27 protein-coding genes and 1 pseudogene are annotated in these 23,896 nt (G+C 61.4%); 7 read left to right on the top strand and 21 right to left on the bottom strand.

Going from position 1 to position 23,896, the window contains the following annotated elements; genetic code table 11:
- Positions 1–48 precede the first annotated feature (48 nt).
- Genes ACFO3E_RS11255 through ACFO3E_RS11225 form a run of 7 tightly spaced genes read right to left on the bottom strand, consistent with a single transcriptional unit; the run spans position 49 to position 6,164 of the window.
- The gene (locus ACFO3E_RS11255) at positions 49–1,512 is read right to left on the bottom strand and encodes an FAD-dependent oxidoreductase (protein WP_380804784.1); all 1,464 of its coding nucleotides are present in this window, start codon (positions 1,510–1,512) and stop codon (positions 49–51) included.
- 30 nt (positions 1,513–1,542) lie between these two features.
- Positions 1,543–2,298, bottom strand: a complete 756-nt coding sequence (locus ACFO3E_RS11250) for an SDR family NAD(P)-dependent oxidoreductase (RefSeq protein WP_066531743.1) — start codon at positions 2,296–2,298, stop codon at positions 1,543–1,545.
- Between the two features lie 10 nt (positions 2,299–2,308).
- On the bottom strand, positions 2,309–3,124 hold the full coding sequence (locus tag ACFO3E_RS11245) for an SDR family NAD(P)-dependent oxidoreductase (protein WP_066531100.1): 816 nt from the start codon (positions 3,122–3,124) through the stop codon (positions 2,309–2,311).
- A 4-nt stretch (positions 3,125–3,128) separates the two neighbouring features.
- Positions 3,129–3,920 (bottom strand): SDR family NAD(P)-dependent oxidoreductase, encoded by a 792-nt coding sequence (locus tag ACFO3E_RS11240; protein WP_066531097.1) that lies wholly within the window; start codon positions 3,918–3,920, stop codon positions 3,129–3,131.
- A 35-nt stretch (positions 3,921–3,955) separates the two neighbouring features.
- Complete coding sequence (locus ACFO3E_RS11235; RefSeq protein ID WP_066531094.1) at positions 3,956–5,029, bottom strand: alkene reductase; 1,074 nt, start codon at positions 5,027–5,029, stop codon at positions 3,956–3,958.
- On the bottom strand, positions 5,026–5,529 hold the full coding sequence (locus ACFO3E_RS11230) for a nuclear transport factor 2-like protein (protein WP_156518676.1): 504 nt from the start codon (positions 5,527–5,529) through the stop codon (positions 5,026–5,028). Before ACFO3E_RS11230 ends, ACFO3E_RS11235 begins: the two co-directional genes overlap by 4 nt.
- A gap of 5 nt (positions 5,530–5,534) precedes the next feature.
- On the bottom strand, positions 5,535–6,164 hold the full coding sequence (locus ACFO3E_RS11225) for a nuclear transport factor 2 family protein (RefSeq protein WP_225870625.1): 630 nt from the start codon (positions 6,162–6,164) through the stop codon (positions 5,535–5,537).
- 77 nt (positions 6,165–6,241) lie between these two features.
- Between ACFO3E_RS11225 and ACFO3E_RS11220 the strand changes: the two genes are divergently transcribed.
- A complete protein-coding gene (locus tag ACFO3E_RS11220) occupies positions 6,242–7,330 on the top strand; it encodes a helix-turn-helix transcriptional regulator (protein ID WP_066531089.1) in 1,089 nt (362 codons plus the stop codon).
- Here ACFO3E_RS11220 and ACFO3E_RS11215 read toward each other — a convergent pair.
- Positions 7,327–8,196 carry an LLM class flavin-dependent oxidoreductase gene (locus ACFO3E_RS11215; protein ID WP_066531088.1) on the bottom strand — a complete coding sequence of 290 codons (870 nt, stop codon included), beginning with the start codon at positions 8,194–8,196 and terminating at the stop codon, positions 7,327–7,329. The two genes, ACFO3E_RS11220 and ACFO3E_RS11215, sit on opposite strands and share 4 nt — an antisense overlap.
- Positions 8,197–8,452: 256 nt before the next feature.
- Between ACFO3E_RS11215 and ACFO3E_RS11210 the strand changes: the two genes are divergently transcribed.
- Together ACFO3E_RS11210 and ACFO3E_RS11205 are read left to right on the top strand one after the other, a co-directional pair.
- On the top strand, positions 8,453–9,241 hold the full coding sequence (locus ACFO3E_RS11210; RefSeq protein ID WP_066531086.1) for an SDR family oxidoreductase: 789 nt from the start codon (positions 8,453–8,455) through the stop codon (positions 9,239–9,241).
- A gap of 16 nt (positions 9,242–9,257) precedes the next feature.
- On the top strand, positions 9,258–10,070 hold the full coding sequence (locus ACFO3E_RS11205) for a nuclear transport factor 2 family protein (protein WP_082919765.1): 813 nt from the start codon (positions 9,258–9,260) through the stop codon (positions 10,068–10,070).
- A 51-nt stretch (positions 10,071–10,121) separates the two neighbouring features.
- On the opposite strand, the gene ACFO3E_RS11200 is transcribed toward ACFO3E_RS11205, so the two are convergent.
- From ACFO3E_RS11200 to ACFO3E_RS11140, 13 genes are all read right to left on the bottom strand, one after another.
- Positions 10,122–10,679, bottom strand: a complete 558-nt coding sequence (locus ACFO3E_RS11200) for a carboxymuconolactone decarboxylase family protein (RefSeq protein WP_066531084.1) — start codon at positions 10,677–10,679, stop codon at positions 10,122–10,124.
- Between the two features lie 51 nt (positions 10,680–10,730).
- A complete protein-coding gene (locus tag ACFO3E_RS11195; protein ID WP_066531083.1) occupies positions 10,731–11,513 on the bottom strand; it encodes a glucose 1-dehydrogenase in 783 nt (260 codons plus the stop codon).
- A gap of 253 nt (positions 11,514–11,766) precedes the next feature.
- The gene (locus tag ACFO3E_RS11190; RefSeq protein WP_066531082.1) at positions 11,767–12,273 is read right to left on the bottom strand and encodes a nuclear transport factor 2 family protein; all 507 of its coding nucleotides are present in this window, start codon (positions 12,271–12,273) and stop codon (positions 11,767–11,769) included.
- Between the two features lie 62 nt (positions 12,274–12,335).
- The gene (locus ACFO3E_RS11185) at positions 12,336–12,827 is read right to left on the bottom strand and encodes an Lrp/AsnC family transcriptional regulator (protein WP_082919764.1); all 492 of its coding nucleotides are present in this window, start codon (positions 12,825–12,827) and stop codon (positions 12,336–12,338) included.
- The gene (locus ACFO3E_RS11180) at positions 12,824–13,306 is read right to left on the bottom strand and encodes an Lrp/AsnC family transcriptional regulator (RefSeq protein WP_066531079.1); all 483 of its coding nucleotides are present in this window, start codon (positions 13,304–13,306) and stop codon (positions 12,824–12,826) included. The genes ACFO3E_RS11185 and ACFO3E_RS11180 overlap by 4 nt, the downstream gene beginning before the upstream one ends.
- A 108-nt stretch (positions 13,307–13,414) precedes the next feature.
- Complete coding sequence (locus ACFO3E_RS11175; RefSeq protein ID WP_066531076.1) at positions 13,415–14,368, bottom strand: alpha/beta hydrolase; 954 nt, start codon at positions 14,366–14,368, stop codon at positions 13,415–13,417.
- On the bottom strand, positions 14,361–15,191 hold the full coding sequence (locus ACFO3E_RS11170) for a sugar phosphate isomerase/epimerase family protein (RefSeq protein WP_066531075.1): 831 nt from the start codon (positions 15,189–15,191) through the stop codon (positions 14,361–14,363). The genes ACFO3E_RS11175 and ACFO3E_RS11170 overlap by 8 nt, the downstream gene beginning before the upstream one ends.
- Before the next feature lie 61 nt (positions 15,192–15,252).
- Positions 15,253–16,311 (bottom strand): 4-hydroxy-2-oxovalerate aldolase, encoded by a 1,059-nt coding sequence (gene dmpG / locus ACFO3E_RS11165; RefSeq protein ID WP_066531073.1) that lies wholly within the window; start codon positions 16,309–16,311, stop codon positions 15,253–15,255.
- A complete protein-coding gene (locus tag ACFO3E_RS11160) occupies positions 16,308–17,255 on the bottom strand; it encodes an acetaldehyde dehydrogenase (acetylating) (RefSeq protein ID WP_066531072.1) in 948 nt (315 codons plus the stop codon). The genes dmpG and ACFO3E_RS11160 overlap by 4 nt, the downstream gene beginning before the upstream one ends.
- 54 nt (positions 17,256–17,309) lie before the next feature.
- Positions 17,310–18,014 (bottom strand): fumarylacetoacetate hydrolase family protein, encoded by a 705-nt coding sequence (locus ACFO3E_RS11155; protein WP_082919819.1) that lies wholly within the window; start codon positions 18,012–18,014, stop codon positions 17,310–17,312.
- Between the two features lie 86 nt (positions 18,015–18,100).
- The gene (locus ACFO3E_RS11150) at positions 18,101–18,640 is read right to left on the bottom strand and encodes a flavin reductase family protein (RefSeq protein WP_380804773.1); all 540 of its coding nucleotides are present in this window, start codon (positions 18,638–18,640) and stop codon (positions 18,101–18,103) included.
- Complete coding sequence (locus ACFO3E_RS11145) at positions 18,633–19,460, bottom strand: alpha/beta fold hydrolase (protein ID WP_380804770.1); 828 nt, start codon at positions 19,458–19,460, stop codon at positions 18,633–18,635. The genes ACFO3E_RS11150 and ACFO3E_RS11145 overlap by 8 nt, the downstream gene beginning before the upstream one ends.
- 34 nt (positions 19,461–19,494) lie before the next feature.
- Positions 19,495–20,712, bottom strand: coding sequence for an acyl-CoA dehydrogenase family protein (locus ACFO3E_RS11140; RefSeq protein ID WP_066531728.1), 1,218 nt, complete (start codon positions 20,710–20,712; stop codon positions 19,495–19,497).
- Positions 20,713–21,004: 292 nt separating this feature from the next.
- Here ACFO3E_RS11140 and ACFO3E_RS11135 point away from each other — a divergent pair, with 292 nt between their 5' ends.
- The 4 genes and pseudogenes from ACFO3E_RS11135 to ACFO3E_RS11120 all read left to right on the top strand — a co-directional run.
- Complete coding sequence (locus tag ACFO3E_RS11135) at positions 21,005–21,919, top strand: VOC family protein (protein WP_066531068.1); 915 nt, start codon at positions 21,005–21,007, stop codon at positions 21,917–21,919.
- 35 nt (positions 21,920–21,954) lie between these two features.
- On the top strand, positions 21,955–22,854 hold the full coding sequence (locus ACFO3E_RS11130) for a CoA transferase subunit A (protein WP_066531067.1): 900 nt from the start codon (positions 21,955–21,957) through the stop codon (positions 22,852–22,854).
- Positions 22,855–22,867: 13 nt separating this feature from the next.
- Positions 22,868–23,665 carry a CoA-transferase subunit beta gene (locus tag ACFO3E_RS11125; RefSeq protein WP_066531062.1) on the top strand — a complete coding sequence of 266 codons (798 nt, stop codon included), beginning with the start codon at positions 22,868–22,870 and terminating at the stop codon, positions 23,663–23,665.
- Between the two features lie 2 nt (positions 23,666–23,667).
- Positions 23,668–23,896 (top strand): annotated as a pseudogene (locus tag ACFO3E_RS11120) (enoyl-CoA hydratase); the annotation flags it as partial.

Here is a 23,896-nt window from a genome sequence, read left to right as displayed (position 1 = left end):
CGAAGCGCATCATTCAAACGGATTAGAAATAATCAGCCAACAGAAGTCTCAGCCTTTTGCAGCGTTCCGCCCTGCCTGACGGCCGAAGAAGGTGCAATCGGCAAGACTGAGACCGGAGCTATAGCCATGTCCCCATGCAGGCAGGCCAGACGTGCAGCGTCCCGCGGCGAATAGGCCGGCGACTGGCGCGCCTGCGCGGTCCAGCACTTCGCCATCGGTCGATGTCCGCAGGCCGCCCAAGGTGAAGAAGCTGAAATAGCTGGTCGCGAAATTCAGCTCCAGCGCGACGAAGGGGCCATGCTCCAGCGGCTTCAGGATCGGCGGGAGCTTATGGAACAGCGGGTCGCGTCCTTCACGCGCATGAGAGTTGTAGAAGGTCATGGTCGCGGATAGCGTACCCGGCGCCATCTCCAGTTCAGCCTCCACCTCTTCCCAGGTCTCGCCGGTGCCTGCAATCGTCATGGCAGCCATCGGCAGCGGCTCGTCGAAATGGGCGATATCGAGGAGGAGGTAAACCTGGTCGCCCATCTGATCGACGGCCACGCGGCTGACGCGACCGTGGTAGCAGTCCTCGTTGATAAAACGCTGACCCGCCTGATTGACGAAGACGCCATGAGCCTGCGGCTCGGGCATCGTCCAGGGACAGGTGGTGAAGAATTGCTCCATATGGATTGCGTCACCGCCAGCGCCCACGCCCAATTCAATGCCGACGCCGTCGTCCTGGTCGCCGATCGGGCTGCTGATCTTGAAGGTTTCCGGGCAGTAGCGGCGGCGCATCGCCTCGTTGAACGCAAAGCCGCCGGTGGCGAGCACCACACCCCTGGCTGCGCGCACGAAGCGGTTGACATTGTCGATGCGCACAACGACGCCGACGACGCGCCGGTCTTCATTCTGCACAAGAGCGACGGCGCGGGCGTCGGTCGTGACTTCGACACCCAGCGAACGTGCGCGGGCTTCCAATATGTCGATCAGCGGCCGCCCGCCACCCCAACCCATATGAGCGATCACATGGCCGCGCGGCGCGGGCTTGGCGATGTTGCAAAAAGGCCAGGCAGCCTCGCTGCCAGACCAGATCAGAGTGGAATCGTCAGTCGGCTCGATATGTTTGCCGGGTAAAAAATTGCCTCGATAGGGAATGCCCTGCTCTTTTAACCACGCATAATGGTTGAGCGATTCTTGCGCATAGAGATCGCATTTCGCCTCATCCGCACAAGGTCCGCCCGCGGCCTTCAGATAAGCTGCGAGGTCCTCGGTCGAATCCTCGAACCCGCCGGCGCGCTGCGCATCGGTGCCGCCACCACCGCCGATATAGATTTCACCACCCGACAGGGCCGACGCGCCGCCGCTGCCCGAACCACGTTCGAACAGCATCACGCGCGCACCGCCCTGAGCGGCCTCAATCGCCGCGCAGGCGCCGGTCGCGCCAAAGCCAATGACAGCGACGTCCGTTTCGAAATCCCACTGCTGCACCTTAGCGGCGGGATAGGGGCGATGAAGCGATATTTCGGTCACGGAAGAACAGTCCTCTCCTGGCGATCCGGATCAGAAAGCCTTGGTCTGGCCCCCGTCCACCATCAGCGTTTGGCCGGTGATATAGCCTGCGGCGTCGCTTGCCAAGAAAACGGCGGCTGATCCAATATCTTTTTCGCAATCGCCGATACGTTTCAAAGCGACCTTGCTGATCTGCGTATTGTAATCGTCGGGCGCCCATTCTTTCCAGGCCATGACGCCGGGTGAGTTCGCGAAGGGGCAGATAATATTCACCCGCACACCGTCCACGCCCCATTCGCTGGCGGCCACCTTGGAGATGGCGCGGATCGCTTCCTTGGCGGCACAATATGAACCTTGAGTGGGGATGGCGTCGAATGCTGCGCCTGTGGCGAAATTGATGACGCTGCCCTTGCTCTCTACCAGATGCGGATAGGCTTCACGCATCAGGACGAACGTCGGCCAGAAGCCCGTGTCGAAGGAGATGTCCATCGCTTCGTCGGAGGTTTCCGCCAGCGGTAATTGCCGCGACGCCTGCGCCGCGTTGACCAAAATGTCGAGCTTGCCGAAATGACCGATCGCCGCCTCGACGATCTTGGCCAGTTGCGCGCGTTGCGCCAGATCGATTTGCAGGAAGTGTACCTCTCCGCCGAGCGCTCGCAATTCCGCCTCAGTCGCGCGGCCAAGCTCCTCCTCGCGATCGACGATCAGCACATTTGCGCCTGCCTTGACGAAAGCAGTTGCCACGCCCTTGGCTACGCCACGTGCGCCGCCGGTGACGATCGCCGCCTTACCCTCCAATGCCTGCATGTCCTGCTCCTTAGGAAAAATATGCGCCGCCATTAACAGTCACGATGCTGCCGGTGGCGAAGCTGCCGTCGTCGCCCGCGAGAAAGGCCACCGCCCCGGCTATTTCATCGGGGTGAGCCAGTCGCTTCATCAGGCTGTCAGCTGCGATCATGTCCTTGGTCTCGACCGGGAGGGTCGCATAGATCGGTGTTTCGGTCGCGCCAGGATTGACCGCATTGACCCTTATGCCGCGATCCGCGAGTTCGCGCGCCATGGCCCGCGTCATGCCAAGCACTGCTGCCTTGGCCGCGCAATAGGGTATGGGTCCATCACCCTTCACCGCTGAGGTCGATCCGATATTGACGATCGCGCCGCCGCTACCCTGCTCCACCATCAGTCGAACCGCCGCGCGGCTGCACTTGAACGTGCCGTCCAGAGTGACCGCCAGCACGCCCGCCCAGCCCTCATCCTCGCAATGGATGGTCTGATCGACGAAGGTGGAGGGCGTTTCGCCACGGGCCAGTTGCTCGCCGCGCTCGGCCTGCGCCGCATAATAGCGGTCCATACCGTCGCCCGGGGCGCTGCCCCGCCCGGCATTATTGACCAGCACATCGATGCCGCCGAGCGCCTGCTTCACCTCGGCGAAGGCGCGATCGACCGACGCGCTATCCGCGACGTTGCAGGCGATCCCCACATGCGGCGCGGGCAGGGCCGCGCCTGCGGCTCCCGCATCGAGATCCAGCACCGCGACCCGCGCGCCTTCTGCTGCGAGGCGGCGGGCGATGGCCGCACCGATCCCTTGCGCGCCGCCGGTCACGACTGCGCGCTTTCCCTTCAGTCTTTCCATGGTATCAATCCTCTACCGCAGGCCGCCAGGCGACGCCGTTCACCTGAGCTCCGCCATCTGCGAACAGGGTGTTGCCGCTCATATAGCCGCCGCCTTCGCTGGCCAGGAACACGGCAACCGGGCCTATATCCTTCTCCGCATCGCCAAAGCGGCCTGCCGGGACCTGGCGAAGGATCGCTTCGGTCATTTCCGGATTGGCCGCGAAATAGTCTTTCGCCTGCGGGCTGGTCGCGGACGGACAGATGACGTTGCACGTAATACCCGACGGGCCCCATTCCACCGCCGCTGTTCGGGTCAGCGCGCGCATCGCTTCCTTGCTCGCGTTATAGGCGACGGTAAACATGTGCGCGTTCACCCCGTTCAGCGAACCCAGGTTGATGACGCGGCCATAGCCTTGTGCCTTCATGATCGGGAAAGCAGCCTGCATTGCCCAGAACACGGCGTAATAGTTGAGGGCGAAGGAACCTTCCATTTCTTCGTCAGTGTGCTTTTCGATCCGCTTAGGAAAGCTGCCTCCTGCGTTGTTCACGAGGATATCCAGACGTCCGAAGCGCTTATGCGCGGCTTCCACCATCGCCTCGACCTCTGCGCGCTTGGTCACATCGGTCCGGGTGAAAAAGGCATCGACGCCGTGCGTGTCGCACAAATAGCGTACTTCTTCTTCACCCTGGTCGGCGTTGCGCTGAGCAATCGCAACATTTGCGCCAGCCTCGGCAAGGGCGCGAGCAATACCCTGGCCCACGCCCTGCCCGCCTCCGGTAACAAGCGCGGTGCGCCCTTCCAGCAGCTTGACCATAAACCTCTCCTTTTCTTAAAATCTTTGGATCGGGTTCAGAAACCCAGCACGGCATAGTCGGTATAACCTTTGCGATCGTCACCTTCGCCCGTGTAAAGATTCACGCGATCGGCCTTCGCAAGCGGTGCTCCAACACGGAAGCGCTCCACCAAGTCGGGATTGGCAATATAAAGGTAGCCGAACGAAACGGCGTCCGCCTTTCGGTTAGCGACGATCGCCCGCGCTTTGTCCAGGTTCAGGCCGCCATTTTCGATGATGGCTCCTGTCCAGTTCGCGCGCACCAAGTCGAGCGCGTCCTGCCCCTCCAGCGGAATGTGAATCAGATGGCAATAAGCAAGGCCCAGGCCATCGACCGCCTTGAGCAGCGCAGCATAGGTTTCATGCGGGTTGGCATCATTCATGCCGTTGAACTTGACCCCGGGGCAGATACGGAAGCCCACCCGGCCTGCACCCACTGCGCCAGCCAGCGCTTCGAGCAATTCGACGACGAAGCGGATGCGGTTTTCCACCGACCCGCCATAGCGATCGCTCCGCTGATTAGTGTTCGACGAGAGGAATTGCATCGGCAGGTAGCCGCTGGCGCAATGCAGCTCGACCCCGTCCAACCCCGCAGCGATCGCATTCCGTGCGGCTGCGACATATTCCGCGATCACGGCAGCTATTTCGCTGGTTTCCAGCGCACGTGGCATCGCCGTTTCGACCGGAATGCCGTCGGGTCCTGGGATCTTGTCCGGACATTGGATAGCCGAAGGCGCGATCGTTTCCGCGTCGGCATCCTTGTTCGCCTGCACCGCCGCGCGGCCGACATGCATGATCTGCATGACAATCTTGCCACCCTCTTCATGCACGGCGTCGGCAACCTTGCGCCATCCGGCCACCTGCGCTTCGCTATGGATGCCGGGGGTTCGCCAATAGCCCTTGCCGGCCGGCGAAGGCTGCGTGCCCTCAGTCACGATCAATCCCGCGCCAGCCCGCTGGCGGTAGTAATCGACCATGACATCGGTTGGCACATCGCCAGGGCCAGCCCGGTCGCGGGTCATGGGCGCCATCACGATACGGTTGGCCAGCGCGATGTCGCCGAGCGTCACAGGAGAAAAAATGTCAGTCATGGTACGAACCTTGGTGGTTGGCCTGCCTCAGCGAAAGCCTGCGTGATATAGGAGGGATAGTCAGCGCCGGTGAGGGCGCTCCAGCGCGCCCAGGCTCCAAGGTCCGTCATCTGCTGCCAGCGCGTGATGCGGCCCGCTGCGTCAAAGTGCCAGCGATCTGCAAGCCAAATCGGTTCAAGCACTGTGCCGTCAGGCTCTGTTCCCTCGAATTTGGCGAAAGACAGCACGGTGTCGCCACTGCCCGCCACGTCCAGATCGGTAACGCGCCAGTCGGGAATAGCCGCCCAATAATATTCTGCCTCTATTTGCAGGAAGAATGGTTCATCGGCAACATCATGCGGCTCAACCGGAATGACATGACCGCCGATCTCAGCCATTGCACCCGGAGCCCATACCAACAGCCCGCGCGGTGGCACGGGCATTCGATGCGCCTTCCAGGCGTCGGCATAGCCCTCGAACATGGTTCGGACAGCGGCCACATTACGTTCGAGCGGGCTCATAGCCTTCAGCTCCGCACGCGAGGCTTGGGCAGCGGCGCCCCGCGGCGCATGGTTTCGATGAACTTTTCCAGCGGCGCAGGCGGCTCGACCGGCCCGTCATGCGGCTGGCCCTGACGTTCCCAATAGGTTTTCCAGCTCGGAAACAAATCATGGAAACTGCCATGATAGGGCGGAACGCCTGGCCAGCGCATCTTGCGATCGCCGATAGGCGGCTTATTGAGGTCCGTCGCATACCAGTAAAGCGGCAGGCGGCGGCGGAAATACCAGCGGCCCTCGATCCGTTGATACTGGTCAAAATACATCATCTGCATGATGACCCATTCCGCGCCGGTCTCATGCTCATTCTTCGAATAGACGACGCCCCGCGCATTGTCGGGATCGTCAAAGTCGATGATGTGGCCGCCGATATGGTGTGACGTCCCGTCGAACTGCATCGAATGAGTTTCGTCGAACCAGTCGCGCAGAGCCTTTCGGCCCTGTTTGCCCCCACCAACCCGCACATCTTCGGGAAATAGATTTACCCACGCGTCAGAGTCGCGCATGTCAAGCGCCAGGGAATATTTCGCAGCAAGCTGGCGGATAGCGTCCAGCGACTCCAACCGGTCAATCCGCGCAATCAGGCTTTCGTCCACCACCCTCTCGATCCTCTCTGTTACCCTGCCTGTTTCCGCTATCGCCGGACCGCTGAAAATGCCAGAATAGCTCAAAGGTCATGACAAAAAGGCTCAACACCAAACATCTTTCCCGGCCCGTAGCCGCCCGCGTGTCCGTCGTCATCGCACGCGATCTTCTCCGCGTGGTGCACGAAATCGGCGAAGATCCGACCGCACTACTTCGGCAAGCGGGCCTGCCCCACTTAGTCGCCCCGCTGATCAACACCACGACCGTCCAACGTGGCTTGTCACAGGAGGATTTTACACGCCTTTACGCCCATTGTACTTGGGTGTTGGATGCCCAGGCCGCCCGGCAGGAAGGGCGCGAACCGCTCACCAAAGCGGGCGTGGACATGCTCTGCCACTGCATCATCACATGCCGCACCCTGCGCGATGTCATCGAGCGGACTGACCGGTTTTCGGAACTGATAGGTCCCCGCGCGGGCCGCCTAAGGCTCAAGATCGACGAAGCTGTCGCTCGCCTGGAAATGGCGACGCCCCGCCGGGTGCGTAATGCCAGCGCCTATGTGTCCGACCTTACCGGCCTTTCCACCTATTATAAATTATTTGGCTGGCTGATCGGAGAGGACATCCCGCTTCTGGGCGCAGCGATGAGATATCCTCCGCTGCTGGACGAACGCACCATTTCCTACCTGATGCCCGTCCCCATGCAGCATGGCGCACCGGAGAACAGCTTGCGCTTTCCTGCGGCATTTTTAGACCGCCCCGTCTTGCGCAGCCATCATGAACTGGAGCATCTGCTCGAACGCTTCCCCTTCGATGTGGAACAGCCGCAATCCCTAGATGCGCCATTGTCGGAGCGGATCCTGCACCTCTTCGGAGCGATGCTGGCGAGTGGCGAGGCCCCGGCGACCGCAGTGCAGTTGGCGCGGCAATTCAGCATCAGCGTTGCAACGCTCAAACGCCGCCTCGCCGACGAAGGCACATCCTTGGTGCAACTGAAGACCGAAGCGCGGCACGCACTTGCCACCGGCCTACTCGCTGATCCTCGGCTGACCATCACGGAGGTCGGGCGGCGCACCCAGTTCAGCGACACGAGCGCGTTTCGTCGCGCATTCCAGCAATGGACAGGAACGTCCCCTAGCCGCTGGCGGGAATTGCACCAACCCGCCGTCAGCGCCCGTTAATAGCGGGCGATGACAGCGTCGGCAAAGCGGCTGAGATCCGCGATCTTGTCTTCGAGCGGCTGGCTGTCTTCCTCCACGGCATAGAGGTTGCGGAAGGCCACGACAATATCAGTCACGCCCGCATCCTCATGTCGGCGCACCGCATCGACGTCGAGATCGCCAAAAGCCGAAGCAAAGATACGATAGGGTGCGTCGGCCCTACCCCGCTCCGCCCGATAGGCCGCAAGCTTCTCCAGCATAGGCAGCAACAGCTCCAGGCCGCCGCCAGCATACATCCAGCCATCGTTGCGCGCCGCACGCTTGAGCGCTGCGTCTGAATGACCGCCGATCAGGATAGGGACAGGTTTGGATGGCACAGGATTGATCTTTACCGGCGGCAGGTCAAAGAATTCGCCATGATATTCGAAATAGCCGCCATTGGTGAGGCCGCGAACAATATCTATGCATTCATCAAAGCGCTTGCCGCGCCCTTCCCAGGGAACGCCCATAACCTGATAATCTTCCGGCCAGACGCTAAGGCCGACGCCGAAGTTGAAGCGATTGTCATACAGCGCTTCGATCGAGGCAACGATCTTGGCGACATAGAGTGGGGGGCGAACCGGCAGCTTGACCACGTTGGTGGTAACTTCCAACCGCTCGGTTGCGCCAAGCATCGCTGTCACGTGGATGAAGGATTCGAGGAAGGGCTTGTTTTCCAAAAACTCCCGCCCGCCATCATCGGTATAGCTGTATTTCGTGCCGGAGCTTTGGGGATAGATGAGGCTGTCCGGCACGGTCATCCCGGCATAGCCCGCAGCCTCGGCCGCCCTCGCCAAAGGGATGTAATTTTCAATCGGCGTCATCGACTCGCCAAAGTGAAAACGCATCTTCCCTCTCCTTCCAAACGCCGTGATCTTATGCTGGGCGCCTTATCCATCCGGCCGCTCATCCAGTCAACAGGCAGGCAGCTTCATTCGTGCCCTACAATCAGCAGAATTACGCATATGAGTAGCGTACACGCCATCCTCCCCCAAAAAGCGCATTGATCAATTATATTTTCCTCCTATCCTGCAAGCATGGCTGTCGAGGACAGGCCGGGCGAAAACAAAAGTTTCGCGAACGGGATCGGGAAAGGAACAGAGGATGTTGCTCAAGGACAAGGTAGTGATCGTCAGCGGAGTGGGCCCCGGCATGGGCCAGGCACTCGCCCGTATCGCTGCAAGCGAAGGGGCCAGCGTGGTCCTAGCGGCCCGCAACAAGGCATTCCTCGATGAAGTTTCCGCCGACATCGTAGCCAAAGGCGGCAAGTCCATCGCCGTGCCTTGCGACGTGAGCGATGAAGCACAGTGCAAGGCACTGGCCGATCGCGCGGGTGCAGAATTTGGCGGGCGCGTCCATGGCTTGGTCAACAGCGCCTATTATCATGGCAATTGGAGCTTGGTTGAAAACGCCGATACGGAAGACTTCGCAAAGGCGTTCGACGTCAATTGCCTTGGGGCGCTGCGCCTGACCCGCGCCTGCGTGCCCTATCTACGTGACGGCGGCGCGGTGGTGAACGTATCGACCATGGCGACCGTCAATCCATACGGCACCGAGCATGGGATGGAAATGGGCTACGCGGTAGCGAAGGGCGGACTCAATACCCTGGGCAAATATATGGCAACCGATCTTGGGCGATTCGGTATTCGCGTGAATACCTGCCGCATGGGCTGGATCCATGGCGAGCCGGTCGAAGGCTTCATCAAGTCGCAGGTCGATGCGGGTCACAAGCGCGAGGATGTCGTTGCTGGCGTGACCAAGAACATTCCGATCGGCATCATCCCGCCGGAAGACGATTGCGCCCGCGCGGTACTGATGATGGTGTCGGACTATTCGCGTGTAGTCAGCGGCGCAGCGCTGGACGTCAACGGCGGTCAGTGGATGGCGCCCTGATCACAGGAGATTGCCGATGTTCAAGTGCGTCGCCCTGCTGAAGCGCAGGCGGGATCTCTCGCGTGAGGCGTTCATCGATTATTACGAGACGCAGCATGCGCCGTTGATCCGTCGCCTGCTGCCCGGCATCATCGATTATCGCCGGAACTATGTCGACCTGGAGGGGGCGTTCATTTTCCCCGGCGCCTCGCCGATCGACTTTGACGTGATCACCGAGATTTGGCTGGCCGACAAGCCAGCCTATGATCGATTTACCGCGGTGGCTGCACAGGATGAAATCGCTCTACAGATTGCACAGGACGAGGAGAATTTCCTCGACCGGGCGGCGACGCGCATGATGGTGGTCGAGGAGCGCGGGGGAAGCGCCCCCAACGTGCCCTCGCTCCAAGCGTTAGGGGACGAGCGGGAGATTGTGCGCGGCCTGTCGCGCTTCGCCCGCATCCTCGACAACAAGCAGTGGGATCGGCTGGGCGATGTTTTCGCCGACAGCATTTGTTTTGATTATGGCACCGGCGGAGACCAGCATGGCATGGCGGCGCTGACGGTCAACATGCGCCGTTTTCTGGATCGCTGCGGCAGCACGCAGCATCTGATCGGCAGCATCCTGGTTGATGTGGAGGGAAACCGGGCGACAAGCCGGTCCTATGTGCAGGCGCGCCATCAACGCGTCGATGACCCGGCGGGACCGATCTTCGATTCCAACGGTGAATATGTCGATCAATGGGAAAGGCGGCCGGAAGGCTGGCGGATCATTCGCCGGGATGCGCTTTGGGCCGCTCATACGGGCGACCCTATGATCCTGCACGCCGAATTAAATAACCTGGGCTGAACCGGCGCCAGCCTGCACGATTAGCTGATCTATCGCGCAGGCTGGCCGCTTTTAGGCGACTTCAGCGAAGGGCAGGCACACAGTGTCGAAGCCCAGCACATGGGCCACGCGGCCTAAGCCTACCCATGCAGCCACACAATGGGCGAGATCGACAATCTCCTCATCGGAGAAGAGGACGCGCGCGCGTTCCCAAAACCCTTCATCCTGGGCGATTTGTTTCGGCTCTTCAGCAAAACGCTCGGCAAACTCTATCGCTGTGCGCTCGCGCGGGCTGAACAAAGGTGACGTGCGCCAGTCCTCGACCGCTGCATAAAAGGCTTCGTCGGGAGCAGGGCCATTGTCCGCCACCGTATGGCCGGGGCGCTGTCCGGTCGCCGCGAACATGGACGGCGCATCGCGCGCGGCGCGAAACTGCTGGCAAATGATGCAGCCATTGATCTGTGCGGTACGCGACCGTGCGCCTTCAAACTCGCGCAGAGACAAAAGGCTGTGCTGATACACCGCTTTGGAAAAGCCGCCCGCCGCCGCCATGATTTCGCGCGCATGATTACGAGATGCGTGGCCGTAAGGGTCGGCGGCGTCCTGTTCGGGTATGTCGATACGGATCATGGCGTCTCTCCTTATGTGCTGCTTTCTTGATTGATCTGGCGTCTTCCCCCTTCAGTTCACACCTGGCGCGCCGGGGAAGTTTTCATAATATTGGCCGGTCAGCATACCGCCATCAACCGCGATCTCCGCACCCGCGAGATAAGAGGCCTCGTCGCTCGCCAGAAACAGCGTGGCGCGCGCAACCTCCTCCGGGGCACCGACGCGCTGCAGGGGCACATTGCCGAAGCGCTCGTTGACCTTCTCGCGGGTGGAGCCGTCCTGATTGGTCATAACCGTGTCCACGCCACCTGGATGCACCGAATTAACGCGAATACCCCGGTGCCCAAGTTCCAGCGCCGCCACGCGCGTTAGTCCCCGCACCCCCCATTTGCTGGAGGAATAGGCGGCAAGTCCGTTGGCGCCCTTCATCCCATCGACGGAGGAGATATTAACGATGGCGCCTTTTCCGCGTGCGATCATGCCAGGCGCGACCGCTTTGATCCCCAAAAACGCGCCGGTCAGATTAACCTTAAGCACCCGCTCATAGTCCCCAAGGCTTGTGTCTAGCAGCGTCCGGAACAGCAATATGCCCGCATTATTCACCAATATGTCGGTTGGTCCCAGGTCCGCTTCCACCGCGCGCACCAGTTCAGTCCAGCCATCTTCGCTCGTCACGTCATGATGATAGAAGCGCGCGGCGTCACCCAGTTCCGAAGCTAGCTCAGCGCCGTCGGCGTCCAGTACATCGGCAATGGCGACCTTCGCGCCCTCCTCGATAAAGAGGCGACTCGTCGCAGCGCCCATGCCCCTGGCGCCACCCGTGATGATCGCGATCTTACCTTGCAAACGGCCCATGGCGCCCTGCCTCTCCTCTGATTTTTCTGTAGCCGGGGTACGCATTATCCTGCGGTTCAAGCCACTCATTGCTCGATACGCGTTGTAAGCTGCCCCATGAAAGACGGCAACCGGATTCCATCCGCACGCCCTCATGATCGGTGTTCCCGCTGAAAATCCCGCTGAAAATGAGGCCGCGATGCTGCACTCCATCAACGAGTCCAGCTTCGCTCATGGCGAGAAAGCAGAGGTAGCCCTTTGCGCCTTTACGGCGTTATTGCGCCGCGGGCGCCTCACCCCACGCGAGATAGCGCGGTGTCCCGTCCTCGCCGATCTCTTCCGTCAGGATCGACGTAATCCGGCTAACCGACTCCGCTATCCACCAGCGGCCGTCCTGCTTGCGATAGACGTCCTGATATTCCACCGCGAGCCGGGTCACCGAACGGGTCGCGAGAATGATCGTCCGGAAATTCAGCGACCAGCGCCCGCGCGCTTCGGTGGGGCTAATCAGTTCAATGTCGGCATTGGTCGCATGGTGGATGTCATAGACACCGCCAGCCATCGCCATCTTCTGAAAAATAGCTATGAATTCGTCGCGATCGGTGAAGATTGGGAAGTTCTGATAATCGAGCCGGATTCCTTGCGGCAGAAAAGTTTCGCGCAACTCGTCAACCAGCTTGAGGTCGCAGGCACGCAGATAGCGCGCCTTCAACTGGCGAATGGCGTTGATATCCTCAAGTGCGGTGACACGGGCGGCAAGTTCTTCCAAACTGATGGGCATGACACTCTCCTCGGGGCCTGAGCCCCATCATTCAATTCTACAGGCAATCGCCCCGCTGCGCTTCAACCTTCGACAGGCTCGCGCGTGATTTTAGCGATCCCCGCCTCATATTTGAGGTTATGAACCGATATCGACGTTTCGACCCGCTGCACGCCCCGCAGGGGCCGAATATGCTCCGTCACAAGGTCATTTAGCTGCTCGATATTGGTGAAAAGCCCCATCGCTAGCAGGCTATAACGCCCCAGCAACACAACTACACAAGTGATCTCCGGAATATCGGATAGGCTTCGCGCCAGCTCCGACACATGCGACGGATCGGCATCGATGCCCATCATGCAAAGATTGGGCGATCCTGCCATGCGGAAATCGGTGACAACGGTGAACTGGATCAACCCTTCATTCTGCAGGCGCTTGATACGCGTCCGAATCGTACCTTCCGTTACCCCCAGTTCCGCCGCGATCGCCCGGTTGGAAATGCGCGCGTCTCGAGCGAGCTTTTCGACGATGCCCTGGTCCAGCTTGTCCAGGCGCGCCCATTCCGCCTTGGAGGTCAAAGCGGCACCACGTTGAATTCATATTTCACGATATCCACCGCCACCCCCGATGTGATGTGAATTACGCCGTCGATACCAGCAATATGTTCGAATAACATCTTCTGAACTTCACCGAAGTCGCGTAGAGCAACGAGCAGTTCAATATCATGTTCACCGCTCATGATATTCACGCTCAACACTTCAGGCAGGTCGGCAAGATCGCGTCCAACTTCCTGAACATTGCGCCCCAGCACCTTCACGCCCAGGGCGATGATCACATTATAGCCATGGGCAGCGAAGTCCGTGACAGCAACGACCCGCATCGCCCGAGCATCTTCCATCTTTTGAAGCCGCGCCGAGACAGTGGCAGCCGTCACAGAAAGCCGCTCGGCTATTTCCTGGTTAGTCGCGCGGCCGTTGGTGCGAAGGATCTCTATGATATTCCCATCGAGATTATCCAGCGATGGCGGCGTCGTCGTCCGCCCGCTTCTGATCTGCATTCTTGCCCCGCCTTCAAAAATGTAACCGTTTTAATAGCGCGCCCTTACGCGTTGCACCAGAGTCAATGCTGCCACCGCCATAACTTGCTGAGTGATGCGCCGCTTGTCTTACCCTGTTTCACCAGGGTGCAGCACCTTGCGGAGCGCTGCGACGGCATCGCGCTTCATCTGCCGGACGGGTGCTGCGTCTGGCAGTACGTCAAATCCGTGATAAGCGCCAGGATAGACATGCAATTCCACAGACACGCCCGCTTCAATCAGCCGCCGCGCATAGTCCATGTCCTCAACCAGGAACAGATCGAGCGCTCCGACCGCAATAAAGGCCGGCGGCAGGCCAGCAAGCTCCTCCGCGCGCGCGGGCGCAGCATAAGGCGACACATCGGCCGATCCCGGCTCCTGCCCCAACAGCGATCGCCACCCGAAAGCATTGGCCTGCGGCGTCCACACAAAAGCGCCAAGATGAGCGGGCAAACGGGTGATGCATGTGCGATCGTCCAGCATCGGATAGATCAGATTCTGATGCGCGATCGTGGGACCACCTCTATCGCGGGCGAGTAGCGCCAAGGCCGCCGCCAAGCCGCCGCCCGCACTTTCGCCGCGAACCGCGATCTTGGCGGGGTCCACCCCAAGCGCCGCTGCATTGCCGTGCAGCCACTCGAGCGCGGCATAGCAATCCTCTACCGCGCCGGGCGCAACGGTTTCGGGCGCTAAGCGATAATCGACCGACAAGATGAGTGCAGCAGTCGATGCTGCAAGTCCGATGTTCGACAGATGATTGGTGCTCACCGAGCCCATGACATAGCCGCCGCCATGAACATGCAGCACCGCCGGAAGAAGGCCATCCCCGTCCAACGGCCGATAAATTCTGACGAGCAGTTCATGTCCATCGGGCGCCTTGATGCGCTCTTCCCGCCATTCGACCCCGCTATCCTCGGGTTCTGGGACTGCAGCGCTCATCTGCTCCATACCTTCACGGATTATAGGCAGGCTTTCCGGCGTCAGGTCTAACGGGGGCATGAAGTCCAGCCCTGGCAACAAGGATGGGTCGATCAGGTCACGCATCTTGCTCTCCTGTTTGTCTTATAAATCCCCTTGCTGCTTTGACGGCATTTCGGGCGCGTTCGAGGGGGGATAGTCCTTTGTCGATGGCGTTTTGCTGGGGTATTTCGATGCTGAGGGGTGTGTTGGGATTGAGGGCGTTGAGGAAGGCGGGGATGGGGAACGCGCCTTGTCCGGGGAGGAGGCGCTGGATGCCGGCTTCCCATTCGATTTGGGCGGGATCGATGGTGGCGGGTCCGTCGGCGAGTTGGGCAATGGCTATGGCAGGGTGGTTGAGGAGGACGAAGCTAGCGTCGACATCGCCGCCGCGCATGACGTGGAGGAGGTCGAGGGTGACACCAACGTCGCTGCGGCCGGTCTTGTCGATTTCGCCGAGGGCTTCGCTGAGGGTCTTGACCTGGGAGGGTGGATAAAATTCGATGGCGAGCGCGATGCCATAGGTTGCGGCGAGCTCGGCCAGTTCGACGAGCCTTTCGGTGCGACGGACAGGATCGCGATCGTAGCACAGGACGTTGGCGAGGGGGGCGCCCAGGCTTGCGCCGGCCTCGAGCACGGGGGCGAACGCGGCGGGGTCGGTACGCCCGGCCATGGTGAAGGGATAGAGGAGGTCGACGCTGACCCCGGTCGCGGCGAGCGCATCACGGGTCCTGCGCAACGCCTGGGGATCGCGCACCAGATCATAGGGCGGCATGGCGGGCAGCACCTCCATCGCATGGAGGAACGGGCAGATGCCGGCGCAGCCGGTCTCTCCGGCGATCTCGGCGAGCTGCCAGGGGGTGGTGTCCGTGACGGTGATATGGTCGAGCGACAGACGCCTTTCGGCCATATCCTCTCCTTTTGTTGATTGTGAGCCTGGGCGCGGCGGTTGGCCGCGCCCCAGTGGCATGTCAGCCGGCGGCTTCGCGCTCCTTGAGCATGTCGAGCGCGACATCGACGATCATGTCTTCCTGACCGCCGACCATCTTGCGGCGGCCTAGTTCAACGAGGATGGTGCGGGTGTCGAGGCCGTAGGTTTCGGCGGCCTTCTCGGCATGGCGCAGGAAAGAGGAATAGACCCCCGCATAGCCAAGCGCCAAGGTTTCGCGGTCGACCCGGACCGGGCGGTCCTGTAGCGGGCGGACAAGATCCTCAGCCGCGTCCATCAGCGCCATGACGTCGCATCCATGGTTCCAGCCCTTGCGCTGGGCGGCGGCGATGAACACTTCCAAGGGCGCATTGCCCGCGCCCGCGCCCATGCCGGTGAGCGAGGCGTCGATGCGCACCGCGCCAGCCTGGGCGGCGACGATCGAGTTGGCGACGCCAAGCGAGAGATTATGGTGGGCGTGGATGCCGCGCTGGGTTTCGGGTTTGAGGACCCGGTCATAGGCTTCAAGCCGGGCCTTGACTCCATCCATGTCGAGCGCGCCGCCGCTGTCGGTCACATAGACACACTGCGCGCCATAGCTTTCCATGAGGAGGGCTTGGCTCGCGAGCGCGTCGGCGTCGATCATGTGGCTCATCATGAGGAAGCCCGAGACGTCCATGCCAAGGTCGCGGGCGATGCCGATATGCTGCTTGGAAACGTCGGCCTCGGTGCAGTGGGTCGCGACGCGGACCGAACGCACGCCGATGTCATAGGCGCGCTTCAATTCCTCGACCGTGCCCACGCCGGGCAGGATGAGGGTGGTGAGCACCGACCGGTCAAGCACCGAGGCGACCGCTTCGAGCCATTCCCAGTCGGTATGCGCGCCAAAGCCATAGTTGAAGCTGGCGCCATTGAGGCCGTCGCCATGGGCGACCTCGATCGCGTCGACGCCTGCGTCGTCCAATGCCTTGGCGATCGATTTCACATGGTCGATGCCGTACATGTGGCGGATGGCGTGCATGCCATCGCGCAGGGTGACGTCCTGGATATAGAGCTTGTCGCCCGCTTCCACGTTGAACGGCTTGTTTGACTGGGCGCTCATGCTGCCACCTTCTTTCCTTCGCGGATGCGCTGCGCGAGCAGCTCGCCGGTCGCCTTGGCGGCGGCGGTCATGATGTCGAGATTGCCCGAATAGCTCGGCAGATAATCACCCGCCCCTTCGACCTCGAGCAGGATCATGGTCTTGATGCCGGTGAACTCGCCGCGGCCAGGGATCTTGAGCTTGTTATTGTCGCCAAACCGCTCGAACTGCACTTCCTGCTTCAAGCGATAGCCCGGCACATAGGCCTGGACCTTCTCGACCATCGCCTCGACCGAGGCGCGGATGGTGTCTTCGTCGGCGCCTTCGGAGAGGGTGAAGACGGTGTCGCGCATGATCATCGGCGGTTCGGCGGGATTGAGGATGATGATCGCTTTGCCCTGGGCCGCGCCGCCAACCTTTTCGATGGCACCAGCGGTGGTGCGGGTGAACTCGTCGATATTGGCGCGGGTGCCAGGACCCGCCGAGCGCGAGGAGACTGAGGCGACGATCTCGGCATAATGAACGGTAGCGACTTGACTGACCGCAGCGACCATTGGGATTGTCGCCTGCCCGCCGCAGGTCACCATGTTGACGTTTCCGGCATCAAGATTGGCTTCGCCGTTGACCGTGGGGATGGTGTAGGGGCCGATCGCGGCGGGGGTCAAGTCCACCACCTGCTTGCCGTCGGCGCGCAGCGCTGCGTCATGCACCTTGTGGGCGTAAGCCGAGGTCGCGTCGAAGACGATGCCGATGTCGGGATAGACTGACATTTTCTTGAGGCCGTCAATGCCTTCATGGGTGGTGGCGACGCCGCGCTCGCGCGCCATGGCGAGACCCTCAGAGGCCTCGTCGATGCCGACCACGGCCACCAATTCCATATTCTGCGGATATTTGATCATCTTGATCATAAGATCGGTGCCGATATTGCCCGACCCGATGATCGCCGCCTTGACCTTGTCCGTCATGATTCACTCCTCAGGGGGCATCGCCGGGATTCCAAGCGATGCGCCATATTCGATCTAGATAAAGCGCGCGGTGCAGCTGCCAACGCCGTGCAGCTGCATCTCGAATATGTCGCCGGCCTTGGCCGGTTCAAGCGGCACCAGGCTGCCTGACAATATCACATCGCCAGCGTCCAGGGTAACGCCATAGGCGCCCAGCGTATTGGCGAGCCAGGCGACCGCCTGAGCAGGCGAGCCCTGCACCGCATGGCCATAGCCCTCCGACAAAGGCTCGCCATTTTTGGTGACGGTGACATAGAGGCTGGGAAGGTCGTGCACGCGTGGATCGGCGCGTGCCTCGCCCAGCACATAGACGCCGCAGGACGCATTGTCGGCGACGGTATCGACGATACCGATCTTCCAGTCCTGAATGCGGCTGTCAACGATCTCGAAACAGGGGACGATACTTTCCGTCGCGGCGATCACATCTTCCGCCGTGACCCCCGGTCCTTTGAGGCTGTCCTTGAGGATGAAGCCGATTTCGGCCTCGGCGCGGGGCGCGATGAGGCCGTTGCCCGCAACATCGATATCGCCTTCAATGAACATGCGGTCCGTAAGGAAGCCGAAATCGGGCTGGTGTACGCCTAGCATGTCCTGCACCGCCTTGGAGGTGACGCCGATCTTCTTGCCGATGACGCGCTCGCCATCATTTTTGCGCTTCTCCAGCGCGCCCAGCGAGATGGCATAGGCATCGTCGATGGTGAGCTCAGGGTAACGCGCCATCAGCGGCGGCACGGTGATCCCCGCGCGCAGCGCCTGGTAAAGCTCGTCGGCGAGGCTATCATTAAGGCTCTGGGCGTTAAGATCGCTCACAGATAGGCTCCATCCTGGAAGATGAGGGGATCGACCGCTTCGCTCAGGCGCACCGCCTCGACCCTCGCGATGACGATGCTGTGGGTGCCATAGGGGGTCATGCTGTCTATCGTGCAGCTAAGGTTCGCCTGCGCCTCCTCCAGGATTGGCAAGCCATGGGCATCGGGGGTCCAGCTGCCCACACCAAAGCGCGCATCGCGCGCTACCGCGCCGCCAAAGGCGGCGGAGACGTCGCGCTGGTGGCGCGAGAGGAGGTTGATGCTGACTGGGCAGCCGGGCGATAGATGGGCGTGGATGCTCGCCGTCTGGTTGACGCAGACGAGCACGGCGGGCGGGTCCATGGTGAGCGAAGTGATCGAGGTCGCGGCCATGCCGACCGGCGCCTCGTCGCCTAGCGCGGTGACGATCGCCACGCCTGAAGCGAGGCGACGCATCGCGCCCTTGAGGCCCGCAGAAATGACGGCCGGATCAGAGGCGCGGCCGGCAGTAACGTCAGTAGCTTCAGGAGCGGCTACAGCAGGGGCGACGTCAGCCATTCTTCAGGAAGTCCAGCGAATAGCGGTTGAACTCCTGCGCGCGCTCGACCTGGACCCAGTGGCCTGTCTGCGAGAAGGTGAGGCAGCGCACATCGGGACAAGCGTCGAGAAACAGGCGCGCGTGGCTTTCGGGGCAGAATTCATCGTTGAGGCCCCAGAGTACGAAGATGGGCTGGCAGACCTCGCCAAGGCGCGGGCCTAAGTCCGGGGTCTTCACCCGTGCGAGCACATCCTTGGGCTGGGTGCGCGCGACCGCGAAACGCTCCTCGACCAGCGCGTCGGTGACATGGTGGAGCGAGGAGGGATGCATAAGGTTGCTGATGAGGCGGCGCTGTTCCTCGATATTGAAATCGGGACTGCCAAAGCCCGAGCGCATCTTGGCGATGCCAGGCATGGGGAAATAGCTTGCCTGTTCAGCCACACAGCCCGGCGCCATGAGGATGAGCTTGCCGACGGCGAATTCGGGATGGTCGAGCGCGATCTGGAGGGCGATGCCGCCGCCCAGCGAGTTGCCGACGAGATGGCCGCCGGTGACGCCATGCTGCCCCAGCGCATCGAGCAGCGTCTGCGTAAACAGCTCGAGCGGATAGTCGGCTTCGGGCTTGGAGGATTGGCCATAGCCGATGAGGTCGGGCAGGATGACGCGGTAGCCAGCGTCGGCAAAGGTCTGGGCGTTGTTGCGGAAGTTCGACGCCCCAGACGCGCCTGGCCCGCTGCCATGGATGAAGATGACGACCGGGCCGTCTCCGGGGATTTCCGCGACCGAAATCTCATATCCACCCGCGACCTTATAGGTCTTGCGGCTCAGTTCATTGGCCATGAAGGATCCTCTTTTTTTTTGCGTCAGATGGTCGTCAGATAAAGGTGAAGGCGGGCGGCTCGCCGTTCATCGTGCCGATGACGTCACTGGTGCGATTGGCCGGATCATTGGCGACATGCGCGCGCGCGGCGTGGAGGTCGAGCCAGGGCTGGATGATCGGGCTCGACATATAGATTGCCCGACCGCCGAGCAGCTTGACCATATCGTCGGCAAGGTCGGCCATGCGGCGCACGACATTGGCGGACTGGTAGGCAAAGAGCGCGCGCTTCTCCATCGGCACGGGTTCATTGCGCGTCGCATAATCCATCAGTTCGTTGAAGGCGGTACGATGGGTGAGTTCCATCTCGTTGGTTTCGGCGATCGCACGGGCGATGGCGGCGTGCAGGTTGGGGTCAGCCTTGGACGCCTTGCCGGTGTTGGTCGAGACGCGATTGCCCATTATCTCCATCGCGGCCGAGGTGGCGGCGCGGATGCCGCCGAAAGCGGCGCTCGAGACCGAACGGATGAAGAGCTGCGCCCAGGGGATGCGGTAGAGCGGGCCGTCATTGGCTTGCTGGCCCGGATTGGTGCAGGCAAAGCCGTCGCTGGCCTTGTGGGTGCGGTGTTCAGGCACGAAGACGCGCTCGACGAGGATGTCGAAGCTGCCGGTGCCCTGCAGGCCGAACGTGTCCCAGGTGCCTTCGATCACCTGATAGTCCGAGCGCGGCAGGAGGAAGGTGCGCATGTCAGGCGGGCCGCCATCGGTATCGAAATTAATCGCGCCCAACAGCACCCAACCGCAATGGGAGGAGCCCGACGAGAACCCCCAGCGGCCCGAAAGGTAGAAGCCGCCTTCAACCTTTTCCACCTTGCCGACCGGCTGATAAGTGGAGGAGACGAGCATGTCGCGATTATCGCCCCACACTTCCTGTTGCGCCTCGTCATGGAAGAGGGCGAGTTCATAGGGGTGGCAGCCAAGGACGCCGTAGATCCAGCCCGTCGACATGCAGCCTTCGGCAAGCGCCTTCTGGATCTCGAAAAAGACATTGGGGTGCATCTCATAGCCGCCATAGCGCTTGGGCTGGAGCACGCGGAAGAAGCCGGCCGCCTTCATCTCCGCGACGGTCTCGGGCGGCACGTCATGGGCGAGCGTGCACGCGCGCGCGCGGGTCCGCAGGACCGGGATCATCGCCTTGGCCCGGGCAATCAGGGTTTCGGCCGAGGGAAGCTCCTCGTCCTTGCCAATGGGTCGAGTTGCTGCTGCCCCGGTCATTATCTTCTCCATGTCGGCGACTCAATGCTCAAAATTTGCTATATGCGTAGGTTAGATAATCTGCTATTACGCAAACTGTCAAGACAAACAGGGCTTGCGCATTTGCGCCGTTGCTTATAGGCGGATCGGGAACGAATTGCCATAAACTCGTTGAGCGCAATCCAATGCGCCGTCCCACGGCCACGCAAAACCCAAGGCAGCGCTTGCCATATGCGTACGGGGAAGGCCATTTTAGAACGCTCCTTGAAGCGCATGGCGGGGCAAAAGTGGATAAGAAGGGCGAGGCGGCAGGATGGCAGTGATTTCGCTGGGCTATGTGGTGATCGAGGCGCAGGACCTTGGGCACTGGCAGGATTTCGCCTGCACTATCGCAGGATTGATGACGACACCCTCGCCGCGCGAAGATGTCGCTCTCTTCCGCATGGATGACCGCCCCTACCGCCTGTGGGTGGAAAAGGGAGAGCAAAACCGTTTCATTGCGCCGGGCTGGGAATGCGCGAATCGCGAAGATTTCGAATCGCTGCTGGAAAGGCTGGAGGCGGCGGGCCGCCCGGTGACACGCGCCGGAGTCATGGAAGCGCGCGCGCGCCAGGTCTATGAGCTTGCCCGCTCGTCCGACCCTGCGGGCAATGCGATGGAGATCTTCTACGGCCGCTTCGTCGATTACGCCCCCTTTACTTCGCCCGCGGGCGTCAGCCGCTTCGTCACTGGCGACAATGGCGACATGGGGATGGGCCATGTCGTGCTCACCGCCCCCAATTTCAACGAGACCCACGCCTTCTACAAGGCTGTCATGGGCTTTGGCGACACCGACCTTGGCCGCTTCTACCTCCAGGGCGGCGGCGAAGATGATCCGGGCGTGGGCTTCGCCTTCCTCCACTGCAATGCGCGCCACCACAGCCTGGCCTTGGGTCAGATGCCCGAAAGTCCCAATGGCGCGGTGCACATGATGCTGGAGGTCGGCTCCCTTGAGGATGTCGGCCGCGCCTATGACCGCGTGCTCAAGAGCAAGGGGAAAGTTCCCCTGTCGGCGAGCCTGGGGCGCCATGTCAATGACAAGATGACCTCTTTCTACATGCAGACACCAAGTGGTTTTGACATCGAATATGGGTGGAACGGTCTGGTAATCGACCCTGCGACTTGGGTCCCTACCACCAGCCTCGCGGTAAGCGACTGGGGCCATAAATGGGCCCATGAGCAGGACTGACACACAGGACTGAACGCACAGGACTGATGCAAAGGATGACTGAAACTATGCTCGACAAGCGCATGACGGTGGACGACATCGTCGACCAGATTTCCGACGGAATGACCATCGGCATCGGCGGATGGGCCACCCGCCGCAAGCCCATGGCGCTCATCCGCGCCATCGCCCGGTCCAATCTCAAGGACCTGACGGTGATGGCCGGCTATGGCGGCATGGACATCGGCCTGCTCGCCGCCACCGGCAAGATCAAAAAGCTCGTCTTCGCCTTTGCCAGCCTCGACCATTATCCGCTCGAGCCGCATTTCCGCAACGCCCGCCAGGCCGGCGCCTTCGAGGTGCTCGAGCTGGATGAGGGCATGTATCATTGGGGCCTGCGCGCAGCCGCGATGAAGCTGCCCTTCCTGCCCACGCGCGTGGGCATCGGCACCGACATCATCAACCAGTCGGGCTTCGACTTCAAATTTGTGAAGAGCCCCTATGAAGATGGCGAGGAATTCGTCGCCATGCCCGCGCTCGTCCCCGACATCGCGCTCATCCACGCCCACCGTTCGGACGAACGCGGCAACCTGCTCACCCTCTCGGTCGATCCGATCTTCGATGAGCTGCTGGTGCGCGCCGCCAAGAAGAGCTTCGCCACGGTCGAAAAGATCGTGCCGACGGCTGAGCTCGATATGAAGAAGAACAGCCGCTACAATCTGGTCGAGCGCGCGATGATCACCGGCGTGGCGGAAGCACCGCTCGGCGCCCATCCCTCGAGCGCCGATCCGGACTATCAGCTCGATTTGAAGCACATCAAGACCTATGTCGAAAGCGCCGCCTCGCCCGAAGCCTGGGCCGAGTATAAGGCGAAATATGTCGATGTGTCCGAAGCGGACTATCAAGCGTCGATCGGCGGACAAGAGGCCGTCAAACAGCTTCCCGTCCCCATTTACTAAGAGCGAGACAGACATGACCCAGAATAGCTATTCGCTCGCTGAACTCGTCATCGCCGCCTGCGCCGAAGTCTGGCGCGACGATGGCGAGGTGATGGCGACCGGCATCGGCCCCCTGCCCCGCATCGGCGCTGGCCTTGCGAAATTGAGCTTCGCGCCCGCCATCCAGACTACCGATGGCGAAGCCTGGTACACCAGTGCGCCGGTCGGCCCGGGCAAGCGCGCCGTAGAGCCCGAGTTCGAAGGCATCGCCAATTATGACCGCGTCTTCTCCGCGCTCTGGAGCGGCAAGCGGCATGCGCTCGTCGGCCCGGTGCAGATCGATCGCTATGGCCAGGCCAATATCTCCGTCATCGGCGACCACAAGAAGCCCAAGGCGGCGATGCTGGGCGCGCGCGGCTTCCCCGGCAACTCGATCAGCCATCCCAACAGCTTCTTCTTCCCCAACCACAACAAGCGCGCGTTCGTGGAAGGCGAAGTCGATTTCGTCTGCATGGCGGGCTACAACCCGGCGCGCTACCGCAATGGCGGGCCGCCGCAGGGCCTGGACCTGCGCCGCATTATCACCAATTTGTGCGTGATGGATTTCGGCGGCCCCGGTCACCAGATCCGCGTGATCTCGCTGCATCCGGGCGTCACCTTCGAGGAGGTGCAGGATAATAGCGGCTTCCCGCTGGCGAAGATTTCGGACGACATCCCCACCACCCCCGCGCCCACGGCGGAGCAGCTGGAACTGATCGCCAAGATCGATCCCAACAACGTCCGTGCTACCGTGTTCAAGGACAATCCGGCCGGAGACAGAAGGGCAGCCTGAAGATGAACGAGACCGATCGCCTGGTCGAACCGCAGCAGGTCGACATTGTTTACGAGACGGATGAGCCGGTCACCTATGAGGTGATCGATCATGTCGCATGGATCATGATGAACCGGCCGGGCTTCAACAATGCCCAGAACGGCCAGATGACCTATGCGCTCGACGACGCCTTTGTGAAGGCGACGAACGATGACGATGTGCGCGCGATCGTGCTGGGCGGCAACGGCAAGC

Source organism: Sphingobium tyrosinilyticum (assembly GCF_042654265.1).
GTDB classification, from domain to species: Bacteria; Pseudomonadota; Alphaproteobacteria; order Sphingomonadales; family Sphingomonadaceae; genus Sphingobium; species Sphingobium tyrosinilyticum.
Note: the sequence above shows the minus strand (reverse complement) of the source record. Positions and strands in the feature narration are given on the sequence as shown.

Excerpts from the sequence above, each read along its gene's own strand:
- ACFO3E_RS11180 (WP_066531079.1), bottom strand. The coding sequence starts at position 13,306 with ATGCAGATCAGAAGCGGGCGGACGACGACGCCGCCATCGCTGGATAAT.
- ACFO3E_RS11140 (WP_066531728.1), bottom strand. The coding sequence starts at position 20,712 with ATGACCGGGGCAGCAGCAACTCGACCCATTGGCAAGGACGAGGAGCTT.
- ACFO3E_RS11155 (WP_082919819.1), bottom strand. The coding sequence starts at position 18,014 with ATGGCGCGTTACCCTGAGCTCACCATCGACGATGCCTATGCCATCTCG.
- ACFO3E_RS11240 (WP_066531097.1), bottom strand. The coding sequence starts at position 3,920 with ATGGTCAAGCTGCTGGAAGGGCGCACCGCGCTTGTTACCGGAGGCGGG.
- ACFO3E_RS11125 (WP_066531062.1), top strand. The coding sequence starts at position 22,868 with ATGACCCAGAATAGCTATTCGCTCGCTGAACTCGTCATCGCCGCCTGC.
- ACFO3E_RS11170 (WP_066531075.1), bottom strand. The coding sequence starts at position 15,191 with ATGGCCGAAAGGCGTCTGTCGCTCGACCATATCACCGTCACGGACACC.
- ACFO3E_RS11135 (WP_066531068.1), top strand. The coding sequence starts at position 21,005 with ATGGCAGTGATTTCGCTGGGCTATGTGGTGATCGAGGCGCAGGACCTT.
- ACFO3E_RS11220 (WP_066531089.1), top strand. The coding sequence starts at position 6,242 with ATGACAAAAAGGCTCAACACCAAACATCTTTCCCGGCCCGTAGCCGCC.
- ACFO3E_RS11230 (WP_156518676.1), bottom strand. The coding sequence starts at position 5,529 with ATGAGCCCGCTCGAACGTAATGTGGCCGCTGTCCGAACCATGTTCGAG.
- ACFO3E_RS11195 (WP_066531083.1), bottom strand. The coding sequence starts at position 11,513 with ATGGGCCGTTTGCAAGGTAAGATCGCGATCATCACGGGTGGCGCCAGG.
- ACFO3E_RS11245 (WP_066531100.1), bottom strand. The coding sequence starts at position 3,124 with ATGGAAAGACTGAAGGGAAAGCGCGCAGTCGTGACCGGCGGCGCGCAA.
- ACFO3E_RS11200 (WP_066531084.1), bottom strand. The coding sequence starts at position 10,679 with ATGATCCGTATCGACATACCCGAACAGGACGCCGCCGACCCTTACGGC.
- ACFO3E_RS11175 (WP_066531076.1), bottom strand. The coding sequence starts at position 14,368 with ATGCGTGACCTGATCGACCCATCCTTGTTGCCAGGGCTGGACTTCATG.
- ACFO3E_RS11205 (WP_082919765.1), top strand. The coding sequence starts at position 9,258 with ATGTTCAAGTGCGTCGCCCTGCTGAAGCGCAGGCGGGATCTCTCGCGT.
- ACFO3E_RS11130 (WP_066531067.1), top strand. The coding sequence starts at position 21,955 with ATGACTGAAACTATGCTCGACAAGCGCATGACGGTGGACGACATCGTC.
- dmpG (WP_066531073.1), bottom strand. The coding sequence starts at position 16,311 with ATGAGCGCCCAGTCAAACAAGCCGTTCAACGTGGAAGCGGGCGACAAG.
- ACFO3E_RS11210 (WP_066531086.1), top strand. The coding sequence starts at position 8,453 with ATGTTGCTCAAGGACAAGGTAGTGATCGTCAGCGGAGTGGGCCCCGGC.
- ACFO3E_RS11160 (WP_066531072.1), bottom strand. The coding sequence starts at position 17,255 with ATGACGGACAAGGTCAAGGCGGCGATCATCGGGTCGGGCAATATCGGC.
- ACFO3E_RS11215 (WP_066531088.1), bottom strand. The coding sequence starts at position 8,196 with ATGCGTTTTCACTTTGGCGAGTCGATGACGCCGATTGAAAATTACATC.
- ACFO3E_RS11250 (WP_066531743.1), bottom strand. The coding sequence starts at position 2,298 with ATGCAGGCATTGGAGGGTAAGGCGGCGATCGTCACCGGCGGCGCACGT.
- ACFO3E_RS11145 (WP_380804770.1), bottom strand. The coding sequence starts at position 19,460 with ATGGCCAATGAACTGAGCCGCAAGACCTATAAGGTCGCGGGTGGATAT.
- ACFO3E_RS11150 (WP_380804773.1), bottom strand. The coding sequence starts at position 18,640 with ATGGCTGACGTCGCCCCTGCTGTAGCCGCTCCTGAAGCTACTGACGTT.
- ACFO3E_RS11190 (WP_066531082.1), bottom strand. The coding sequence starts at position 12,273 with ATGCCCATCAGTTTGGAAGAACTTGCCGCCCGTGTCACCGCACTTGAG.
- ACFO3E_RS11235 (WP_066531094.1), bottom strand. The coding sequence starts at position 5,029 with ATGACTGACATTTTTTCTCCTGTGACGCTCGGCGACATCGCGCTGGCC.